Origin of the sequence: Desulfosarcina cetonica JCM 12296 (assembly GCF_001311845.1) — a bacterium.
Taxonomy (GTDB): domain Bacteria; phylum Desulfobacterota; class Desulfobacteria; order Desulfobacterales; family Desulfosarcinaceae; genus Desulfosarcina; species Desulfosarcina cetonica.
Window position 1 is genome coordinate 23,643 of the sequence record NZ_BBCC01000065.1, and the last position, 7,240, is coordinate 30,882.

General features: G+C 60.1%; 6 protein-coding genes and 1 pseudogene. 4 read left to right on the plus strand and 3 right to left on the minus strand.

Annotation, left to right across the window (positions count from 1 at the left end):
* Positions 1 to 20: 20 nt before the first annotated feature.
* Together JCM12296_RS15745 and JCM12296_RS15750 are read right to left on the minus strand one after the other, a co-directional pair.
* Positions 21 to 1,156: pseudogene (locus JCM12296_RS15745) on the minus strand (saccharopine dehydrogenase family protein).
* On the minus strand, positions 1,153 to 2,478 hold the full coding sequence (locus JCM12296_RS15750; protein ID WP_054694933.1) for a bifunctional lysine ketoglutarate reductase /saccharopine dehydrogenase family protein: 1,326 nt from the start codon (positions 2,476 to 2,478) through the stop codon (positions 1,153 to 1,155). Before JCM12296_RS15750 ends, JCM12296_RS15745 begins: the two are co-directional and overlap by 4 nt.
* Before the next feature lie 328 nt (positions 2,479 to 2,806).
* Here JCM12296_RS15750 and JCM12296_RS15755 point away from each other — a divergent pair, with 328 nt between their 5' ends.
* Entirely contained in the window at positions 2,807 to 3,943 is a 1,137-nt protein-coding gene (locus JCM12296_RS15755) for a radical SAM protein (protein ID WP_054694934.1), read from the plus strand.
* Between the two features lie 39 nt (positions 3,944 to 3,982).
* On the opposite strand, the gene JCM12296_RS44655 is transcribed toward JCM12296_RS15755, so the two are convergent.
* Positions 3,983 to 4,405 (minus strand): hypothetical protein, encoded by a 423-nt coding sequence (locus tag JCM12296_RS44655; protein WP_083456188.1) that lies wholly within the window; start codon positions 4,403 to 4,405, stop codon positions 3,983 to 3,985.
* A gap of 53 nt (positions 4,406 to 4,458) precedes the next feature.
* On the opposite strand from JCM12296_RS44655, the gene JCM12296_RS36480 reads away from it, so the two are divergent.
* The 3 genes from JCM12296_RS36480 to JCM12296_RS15775 all read left to right on the plus strand — a co-directional run.
* Positions 4,459 to 4,887: a uroporphyrinogen decarboxylase family protein gene (locus tag JCM12296_RS36480; protein WP_246804400.1), complete on the plus strand. Its 429-nt coding sequence runs from the start codon at positions 4,459 to 4,461 to the stop codon at positions 4,885 to 4,887.
* A 275-nt stretch (positions 4,888 to 5,162) separates the two neighbouring features.
* The gene (locus JCM12296_RS15770) at positions 5,163 to 6,359 is read left to right on the plus strand and encodes an efflux RND transporter periplasmic adaptor subunit (protein ID WP_054694943.1); all 1,197 of its coding nucleotides are present in this window, start codon (positions 5,163 to 5,165) and stop codon (positions 6,357 to 6,359) included.
* A gap of 15 nt (positions 6,360 to 6,374) precedes the next feature.
* Positions 6,375 to 7,240: efflux RND transporter permease subunit (locus JCM12296_RS15775; protein ID WP_172683924.1), on the plus strand; the 866-nt coding region annotated here is incomplete at its 3' end.

Consider the following 7,240-nt stretch of genomic DNA (forward strand, 5'->3'; position numbering starts at 1 on the left):
GGACGGCGGCCGGGCCTTTTCTACAGCGTCTCTTTTTTTTCGTGGTAGATCACCCCGCGGTCGGCCAACCCCTTGAGGATGAATTCCATGCAGGCGGGCTCACTGCCGATCTGTTCCGGGACAACGATGCCGGCCCGGTGAAAACGGTTTTGGCTGATCAGACGGGCGGCCATCGTGGCAGTGTAGCCGGTGGTACGGGCCATGGAATGAATGCCGCTGGCCGGATCCAAGCGGTCCAGAAGATCCCAGGTGTAGCGGGTTTTACGCCCTGCCTGCTCGCCCTCGACCACGATTTTCATGATGGTGAAATCGCTTCGCCGGGTTTGAGCTGCCACATGGGAAAGAGAAGTTTGGCGGTCACGTCCAGCGGTCGGATCTTGACCCCGTTGATCTCCACCGGTTCGGTATTGAAGAAGCCCGATTCACGCAGGACGGCGATCTTTTCGATATGACCGGGATAACGCAGGGTTTTCTCTTTCATGTTGGGGATTTCGAGGGTTTTGTACAGGGAGCGGACGCCATCCGTATTAAACGCCTCGAGGGTACCGATCCCCGGGAAATCGATCAGTTCCGGATCGCTCATGGCCGGCCGTTTGACCACGACGCCGTTTTCTACATAGACGGCCGGCCGTACATACTCTTCAATCACATCCACGGGTGAGAAAACCGCTTTGTACTCATAGGGCCATTGGCGGATTTCCGGCAGCCCGCCCACATAGATGATCGCCGTTTCGGTATGGTCCAGGCGGCGGTGTCCCAGCCCCACGAGCATGTTGCTCATGCCCGGCGCCACCCCGCAGTCGACCACGGCGGTGATGCCCTTGGATTTGGCCAGGTCGTCCAGAACGAACGGGTCCTCGGGAAAAAAAGCGATATCGACCGCGTTCTTGCCGGCTTCGATAATGGTCGTAAGGGTTTTGAAACCCATGAAGCCGGGAACGGCATTGATCACCAAATCGACGGGTTGCACGATGCGCGTGAGTGCGGCCTTGTCCGATACATCGATTTGGATCGGGGTGATGTGATCTACTTCCGAAAGCCTTTGCAGTGCGACCGGATTGAGATCCGCCACGGTGACGTCGAATTCGCCGCCCACCGCCAGATCCCTGGCCATGGGCCCACCGATCAGGCCGGCGCCTAGAACCGCAATTTTCATGATCGTTTCCTCATCAAATGCTCTTTCAGGTAGGCAAACCGGCGGGTCAGTTGGCCGTTATAGACAATCACCGCTTTCTGCAATTCCTCGGGCAGACCCGATTCCGCCAGGGGTTTGGAGAAATCCGCGGCAAGCAGGCCGGGGATGAAGGGCCTGAGCTGGTTGCTGAAAAATGAAGAGGCGTCGTTGGGCAGCTCGCAGGGCAGGTTGTCAACGGCCAAGAGGACAATGCCGTCGCCCAGATGGCCGTCCTGGGTGGTCCCGGCCAGCGGGTCGACCCGATAGGCGGGCATGTCGCTGTCGGTGGATTTGACGTTGCACGCGATGGAACCGTTGGTGTCACAGGTGATGTCGGCGATCCCGCTCAATTTGGTCGGCGTCTGCGCCTGGGCCAACCGCTTGAGGCCTTCCCAGGTCACGAAGCGGGGGTAGCGTTGCTCCCAATAGACGGCGTTGACCAGCAGTGTGAAGAACGGCAGGTATGGCTCGAAACAGCTCTCGTAGCGCTCCGGGTGATGGTAGTACTCCGTCAGATCAAAGGCTGCCCGCGGCGCCTTGGGTCGCACCAGATCGGCCTCCTTGAAAACGGTCAGGTAGATGGTGTGACGATCACTCTGACCCTCGGTCACCATGGTTTCGATGGCCGCCGGGGCGATGCGTCGGGTGGGCAGGCAGTCGAAGATCTGCTGGGCCCCCTTGGAGACATTGCCATAGCCCAGGATGCCGATGGTGAAGGGGCAGAGCGCCTCGGGAAGCCCATTCTCCCGGATCAGGCGGCCGATTTCGCGCAGGTGCGCCTTGGCCTCGGCAACGGAGTCGTACTGGTGCGCCCGCCGAAAGCCAGCAAACGGGGTGTCTATGCCTTGTGCGGCCCAGTGTTCGCCCATGAGGGAGAGAATATCGATGGCTCCGGCGTCACCGGCATAAGGGCCGAAGTAGATCAGACGGCGGTCATCGGCATCGGTGATCTTCTCATAGTCGATGAGAGTGCACCCACCGTCGATGATACGCTGCAAAAGCGGCATGTTGGTTGGCTGCCCCTTGATGGTGTGCGAGAAGAAGACATAGGTCTTGCGGTCGATGATCTTCTCAATGGGGATTTCCTTGACGCCGAGAATCACGTCGCCGTCGGCCATTCCCTGGCAGCTTTTGGCACCCGCCGCTTCGTATTGGTCCTGGGAGAAGAAGCGCTTCTGCGAGGTCTCGACCCATGCACGGGCGCCGGTGGCTTTCAGGATGGCGGCCAGATCGTCCGGCACCAGTGGCGCGCGGCGTTCCCAGCGGTTTTTATCTTCGGCACGGATCAACAGTGTTTTCGTCATTCAGTCACCCCGGAAACGACGTTCATCGGCTTTCGGGTCGGAGCGCCGTTTGTTGAATTGGATTCCCATCGTTTGTCAGGCCCTCATCCTGTTGATAAAGGATTGCCCCGCACAGGGCGTGCGTCTACCAGCCGGTTAGCACGCGTGTCAAGGAAATTTGAAGGACTCCTAAAACGCCGATATCGGTGTCTGCGCACATCCTCTGTTTTATTCATAGAATCCGATTCATTTAATAGTTTTAAGATATTACTTGAAAACAGCCGAAACGTATGCAAAATTGAACCCCCTTAATTGGCTGAAAAAATTATTATACAGGATAAACCGCGTTGTGAAAAAAGCGTTTTGGACCAGCGCCTGGCCGGGGGACCCGCGAGGGACAGCACTGCTGACCGCCGCCCTTGACAAGGCTGCCGTGACGGCCGGAATTCCCCCCTCCGCCATGATCCGCCTTTTGGATTCACCGACGCCTGCGTTGCTCGATCATCTGTTTGCAGCGGCCAGAAGTCAACGTGCCTGCCATTTTGACAATCGTATTTTTCTGTACGGCACGCTGTATGCCACCACCCATTGCCGCCAGCGGTGCAGCTTTTGCTATTACCGCAAGAACAACACTCTTGCAAAACGCTATCGTCTCCACCCCGACCAGGTGATCGAGCAGGCGCGTCAATTGGCCGCCGTGGGGGTCCATTTGATAGATCTCACCGGTGGGGAAGACCCTGCCTGTTTCAGCGATGACCCGCGCGATTTCGATCCCCTGATCGAGCTGGTGGGGGCGGTATCGCGCAGCACCGATCTGCCGGTGATGGTTTCCATGGGATTACTGCCGTCGGCGGTACTGGACCGCATGTATGCGGCCGGTGCATGCTGGTACGCGTGTCATCAGGAAACCTACAACCGGCAACGCTTCGGACAATTACGCGTGAGTCAGGATTTCGATTCCCGTTACCAGAGCAAGATCGTTGCGCGTGAAATCGGCCTGCGGGTGGCGGATGGTGTTTTCTGCGGGGTGGGCGAGACGTCGCCGGATCTTTTGGCGGCCTTCGATGCCATGGTCCGGCTTGGCGCCGAACAGGTTTGCGCCACAACTTTCATTCCCCAAGCGGGCACGCCCATGCATGACGAACCGGCGACACCCTTGTTCCGGGAATGTATCGCCATCGCCTTGTTGCGGATCTCTTTTCCGCACCTCATCATTCCCGCCCGGCTGGACGCCAAGGGCATCAGCGGGTTGCGCGAAAGGCTGCATGCCGGTGCCAATGCCGTGGTCGTACCGATTCCTCCGGATCGAATGGAATCCGGTGATGCCGGTGGCACCCTGGTGATTCCGACTTGCCAGCGAACCATGGCCGGGGTCGTCCATACGCTGCGGGATTGCGACCTGGAACCGGATACGCACGAAGGGTATCGCGACTGGCTGCAACAGCACCGTTCGACGAGCGATCGGTGTGTCGGCGGTTCCCATTGAACGGCGACGGGTGAGCCGATGAATCGCGTGGCGCGTGTCTTAAAGGCGATCCGGCACCAGCCCGGCGGGGGGATTCCCACCGGTGAACTGGTCATGGAGCGCGCCTTCATGGAAGAACTGCTGGCCTGGGAGGGTACCCTTTACAAGACATCGGCAATGACCGAGACCCAGCTGATCATCGCCACCGCCCGCCGCTTGTCCCACGACGTCGTTTGCCTTCAATCCCAACCCCCCGGCCATGACGCGGAAGACCCGGTTGCACGGGCCGAGGCGATCGCCCAGGTTGCCGCCGAGGGTTTTTTTGTTTTCTGGATTGTCAACGGCGCATTTCAACAGGTCATGGGCGCCCATGATTTCGTCGAATTCATGAACGCCGTGGCGCTGTCCCCCGCATCCCTCGGCGATGAGATGGCCGCCGCCTCGGAAAACGTGGAAGCCATGATCCGTCTGGGGACCCAACACGCGCCCACGGCATCATCATTGCCGATGATATCGCCTATCAAAAAAGCACTTACATGGCGCCGGCATTTAGCCAGCAGTATCTCCTGCCGCTCTGGCAACGCCAAGTGGCCGTGGCCAAATCCGCCGGCCTGCCGGTCTTCTACCACTCCGATGGCAACCTCAACCCACTCCTGCCGCAAATCATCGCCGCCGGTTTCGATGGGCTGCAATGCATAGAAGCCGCCGCCAGCATGGACATCTTTGAGATCGGCCGACGCCATGGCGACCGCCTGTGCCTGATGGGCAATATCGACAGCCGTCTGCTTTGCCCGTCCGGTCCGTTTTCCGAAGACACCGATGGCGTGGCTGCCCTGACAAGTGCCGTCACCGATCTCATCACCGTCTTCGGCCCCACGGCCGGCCTGATCCTGGGAACATCGGGCGGGCTGCACACGGGTATGTCGCCCGAACGGGTGCTGCAGATGGCGGCCCTGCTTGCCTGACGCAATCCGTCCGTGATCCGCGTCTTTCACCCCAAATTTTTCCTGAATGCATAGGCCCGGTTGCTTCTTCTTTCGTCCCGCTGCATGCAGAGGCATCCCAAAATCGTGTTTTTTTCCTGTCGAGCCGGACGATCCAACTAAAATGTTCGTTTGAAATAAGCGATTGAAATGAACGTTTGAACCTGTTAGAAATAACTATCGTTTGACGGAAAAAGTGCCTATCCGCGAGAAACCCCGCGTATCCATCAACCCGCCACGGGAAGGGAACTCCAACCATGCAGCCGTTCCACCTGACCCTGCGAACCCCGCTTATCGTCCTTTTGGCCGGTCTGTTGCTGACAGGGTGCCAGAACAAGCCATCGTCCCAAGGTGCCGCGTCACCACCGCCTCCCCAAGTCACGGTGGTGACGGTAAATGCAAAAACGGTGTTGTTGCGTACACCGCTGCCGGGGCGTACGTCGGCCTTTCGGGTGGCTGAGATCAGACCCCAGGTCAACGGGTTGATCGAAAAACGGATGTTTACCGAGGGCGCCGACGTGAAGGCCGGCGATCTTCTCTACAAAATCGATGCCGCCCCCTTTGAAGCCGCATTGCGCAATGCCGAGGCGGCCCTGGGACGATCGGCGGCCAACCTGCCGGCGGTCCGCGCGAGAGCCGGACGCTACCAGGAGCTTTTAGCTGAAAAGGCAGTCAGCCAACAGGACTACGACGATGCGTCGGCCGCGCTCAAACAGGCCGAGGCCGATATGGCCTATTGGACGGCCATGGTTCAAACCGCACGCATCAATCTGGCCTATACCCGCATTACCGCGCCGATCTCCGGTCGTATCGGCCCATCCAACGTGACCGAGGGGGCCATCGTCACGGCGTACCAGCCGGTGGCCCTGGCGACCATCCAGCAACTCGATCCCATTTATGTCGACGTTCCCCAGTCGACGACGACGCTGCTGCGGTTGGAGCGCAGTGTGGCCGCCGGTCGTCTGCAATCCGGGGGCGAGAACCTCAACACGGTTGGATTGACCCTGGAGGACGGCACCCCCTATGCCCATGAGGGCGATCTTCAGTTCCGTGGCGTCAGCGTGGACGCCTCCACCGGCTCGGTGATGTTGCGGATCATCGTGCCCAATCCCGACAACTTCCTTTTGCCCGGCATGTTCGTGCGCGCCGAAATCAAGGAGGGTGTCCGGCCAGATGCCATTCTGGTTCCCCAGCAGGCGGTGGCCCGCGATCCCAAGGGGCGTCCGGTGGCCTCCATTGTCGACGGTGAGAACAAGGTCCAGCAGCGCATGCTGACCCTCGATCGCGCCATCGGTGACCAGTGGCTGGTCAACGCCGGCCTTGGGGTTGGCGATCGGCTGATTGTCGAAGGGCTGCAAAAGATCCGACCGGGAATGACCGTGGCCGTGGCGGCGCCCCAGCCCGCCGGCCCCGGTACCGGGAAAATCGGCCCGGCGGCCACCTCATCCAACTGACGGAGGCGTGCCATCATGCTATCGAAATTCTTCCTGGACCGTCCCGTTTTTGCCTGGGTCATCGCCATCGTGCTGATGGTCGCCGGCGGGTTGGCCATTTACAACCTGCCCATCTCCCAGTATCCGCCCATCGCGCCGCCCTCCATCGCCATCGACTCCTTTTATCCGGGGGCTTCGGCGGAGACGGTGGAGAACAGCGTGACCCAGATCATCGAACAGAAGATGACCGGTTTCGACAAGATGCTCTATCTGTCGGCCACCAGCGACTCTTCCGGCGCTTCGCGCGTGGAATTGACCTTTGCTCCGGGAACCGATCCGGATCTTGCCTGGGCCCAAGTGCAGAACAAACTCCAGCTGGCCATGGCCAGTCTGCCCGAGGTGGTCCAGCGCCAGGGGGTCAAGGTGAGTAAATCCACGCGCAACTACCTGATGATCGTCGCGCTGGTGTCCGAGGACGGGAGCATGGACGGGTCCGACCTGCGCGATTACTCCCAGTCCAATTTGGAGAAGGTGCTGGCGCGCGTTCCCGGTGTCGGCGAGGTCAGTACGTTCGGCTCCCAGTATGCCATGCGCGTCTGGCTTGATCCGGACCGCTTGACCGATTACCAGCTCACCATCGCCGATGTGGTAGCCGCCCTGAAAGCCTATAACGTGGAAGTCTCCGCCGGGCAGTTCGGCGGGACACCGGCGGTCAAGGGCCAGCGTCTCAATGCCTCCATCGTGGTCCAGAACCTGCTCAAGAGCCCCGAGGAGTTTGCCGCCATCCCCTTGCGCATCAATCCCGATGGGTCGTTCATCCGGGTCAGTGACGTGGGCCGCACCGAGTTGGGCTCCGAGCAGTATGACGTCACCCCGCAGTACAACGGCAAGCCGGCCGGCGG

Coding starts and splice junctions, on each gene's coding strand:
- JCM12296_RS15750 (WP_054694933.1), bottom strand. CDS start 2,478: ATGACGAAAACACTGTTGATCCGTGCCGAAGATAAAAACCGCTGGGAA.
- JCM12296_RS36480 (WP_246804400.1), top strand. CDS start 4,459: ATGGCGCCGGCATTTAGCCAGCAGTATCTCCTGCCGCTCTGGCAACGC.
- JCM12296_RS15770 (WP_054694943.1), top strand. CDS start 5,163: ATGCAGCCGTTCCACCTGACCCTGCGAACCCCGCTTATCGTCCTTTTG.